Annotated in this window: 2 protein-coding genes and 1 pseudogene; all 3 read left to right on the plus strand. The window is 71.1% G+C overall.

Annotated features, from left to right (window positions below):
* Positions 1–615: pseudogene (locus tag ACFWF3_RS32315) on the plus strand (cell division protein FtsH); the annotation flags it as partial.
* A gap of 242 nt (positions 616–857) precedes the next feature.
* Complete coding sequence (gene folE, locus ACFWF3_RS32320; protein ID WP_378990814.1) at positions 858–1,472, plus strand: GTP cyclohydrolase I FolE; 615 nt, start codon at positions 858–860, stop codon at positions 1,470–1,472.
* Positions 1,469–2,347 (plus strand): dihydropteroate synthase, encoded by an 879-nt coding sequence (gene folP / locus ACFWF3_RS32325; protein ID WP_379317633.1) that lies wholly within the window; start codon positions 1,469–1,471, stop codon positions 2,345–2,347. The genes folE and folP overlap by 4 nt, the downstream gene beginning before the upstream one ends.
* Positions 2,348–2,415: the final 68 nt, after the last annotated feature.

Genomic DNA, 2,415 nt, shown 5'->3' on the forward strand with positions numbered 1-2,415 from the left:
GCCTTGGCCACCGCGCTGCTCGAGCGCGAGACGCTGCACCGCAAGGATCTCGAGACGATCCTGGCCGGTGTGGAGAAGCGTCCGCGGATCACCGCGTTCAACGATTTCGGTGACCGGCACCCGTCGGACAAGCCGCCGGTGAAGACGCCGGGCGAGCTGGCCGTCGAGCGCGGCGAGCCGTGGCCGCCGGTGCAGCCCGCGCCGGTGCCGGTGCCCAACGGTGCACCGCCGGTGGAGCCCAACGGCTACCCGGGTCAGCCCTACGGCCAGCCCGCACCGCCCGCGGCCGGTTACCCGTTGCCCGCCGCGCCGACCCAGGCGTTCCCCCGGCAGTCGGGCACGCACGGTTCGCGGCCCGATTACGGCGCACCGGCCGGCTGGTCGGCTCCGGGTTGGCCGCCGCGCGAGGAGCAGCAGCAGCAGCCGCAGCAGCAACAGCCGCAGCAGCAGCCCCAACCGCCGCAGGACCAGGGCAGTGCCTGGGGCAGGCCCGAGCAGCAGCAGCCGCGGCACGCCAGCGACGGTTTCCAGCCGTGGGGTGCCCAGCCGCAGCCGCCGGTGCGTGACGCCGATCCGGAGAACAAGGAGTGGGAAGGGCCGAACGGCCGCCACTGACCGGGGGCCAACTACGCTCGGAGGTCGAATGTCGAACAAGTACCGGCATTCGGCACTGGTTCTCGGATCACGCTCGGCCGTCGAATGTCGGGTGGTCGCCGGCTTTCGGCTCTCGTTCTCGGCCCGCCCGCCTCTGGACTGAGCGGAGAACAGGGCCGAGAACCCGCGGCGCCAGCCGCAAATATCACGGAGGTGCGGAGAAGTTGTCGGCCAACAAGCAGGAACTCGATCCGGCAGGTGAGCTGGGTGCGACCAGTCCGTCGGTGCTGACGGCGCTGGCGACCGGTTTGCCGTTCGATCAGGAGCGCGCCGAGAATGCGGTGCGCGAGCTGCTGCTCGCGGTCGGTGAGGATCCCGACCGTCCTGGCCTGCTCGACACGCCCGCGCGGGTGGCGCGTGCTTACCGGGAGATGTTCGCCGGGCTCTACACCGAGCCCGACGCGGTGCTCGCGACCACCTTCGACGAGGGTCACCAGGAACTCGTGCTGGTTCGTGACATCCCGATGTTCTCCACCTGTGAGCATCACCTGGTCTCGTTCCACGGCGTCGCGCACGTCGGCTACATCCCCGGCTCGCACGGCCGGGTGACGGGGCTGTCGAAGCTGGCGCGCGTGGTCGATCTCTACGCCAAGCGCCCCCAGGTGCAGGAGCGGCTGACCAGCCAGATCGCCGACGCGGTGATGCGCCGACTGGATCCGCGCGGCGCGATCGTGGTGGTCGAGGCCGAGCACCTGTGCATGGCCATGAGGGGAATCCGTAAGCCCGGCGCCAGCACCACCACCTCGGCGGTGCGCGGCCAGCTGCAAACCGACTCCGCCTCGCGAGCCGAGGCGCTGGACCTGATCCTGCGCAAATGAGCCAGCCACTGGTGACCGCCCGTGACCACCGCTCCTGCGTGGTCATGGGTGTGGTCAACGTGACCGCTGATTCTTTCTCCGACGGTGGTCGCTACCTCGACCCCGCACTCGCGATCGCGCACGGTGTGGAGCTGTACGAAGCGGGCGCCGACATCGTCGACGTGGGTGGTGAATCCACCAGGCCGGGCGCCGACCGGGTCGACCCGGCCGCCGAGGCCGCCAGGGTCGCTCCGGTGATCCGCGGACTGGTCGCCGCCGGGGTGCCGACCAGTGTCGACACCATGCGCGCCGAGGTCGCCGAGGCCGCGCTGGAGGCGGGCGTCTCGGTGGTGAACGACGTCTCCGGCGGCCGTGCCGACCCGAACATGGTGAAAGTCGTCGCCGAAGCGGGCGTGCCGTGGATCCTCATGCACTGGCGGGCGGGCGCCGACTACCGCCATACCGGCCCCGCCGATCACTACGACGACGTGGTCGCCGAGGTGAACGCCGAACTCTGCGCCCAGGTCGACCTGGCTGTCGCCGCGGGGGTCACCCCGGACCGGCTGATCCTCGACCCCGGCCTCGGTTTCGCCAAGAACGCCGAGCACAACTGGGAACTCCTCGCCGCTCTCCCGGAACTGGTGGCAGGCGGTTTCCCGATCTTGATCGGCGCCTCACGCAAGCGTTTCCTCGGCGCCCTCCTGGCCGACGAAGCCGGCCCACGCCCGCCCGACGGCCGCGAAACCGCCACCGCCACCCTGTCGGCCCTCGCGGCCACCCACGGCGCCTGGGGCGTGCGCGTGCACGATGTCCGGGCTTCCCTGGACGCCATTGCCGTCGTCGATGCCTGGCGTCGAGCAGCCGACGCTCGATCGGCCGCTGGGCGCACGCCGTGAACGTCCTCGCTACCCGAACTGCCGCAGGCGTCCGAGTCACCCTCCGAGGAGCTGTCCGATGAACTTGC

The sequence above is a fragment of the Nocardia sp. NPDC060220 genome, assembly GCF_042727815.1.
GTDB lineage: Bacteria > Actinomycetota > Actinomycetes > Mycobacteriales > Mycobacteriaceae > Nocardia.

Bases quoted from the DNA above. Each gene is read 5' to 3' on its own strand.
- folP (WP_379317633.1), top strand. From the start codon at position 1,469: ATGAGCCAGCCACTGGTGACCGCCCGTGACCACCGCTCCTGCGTGGTC.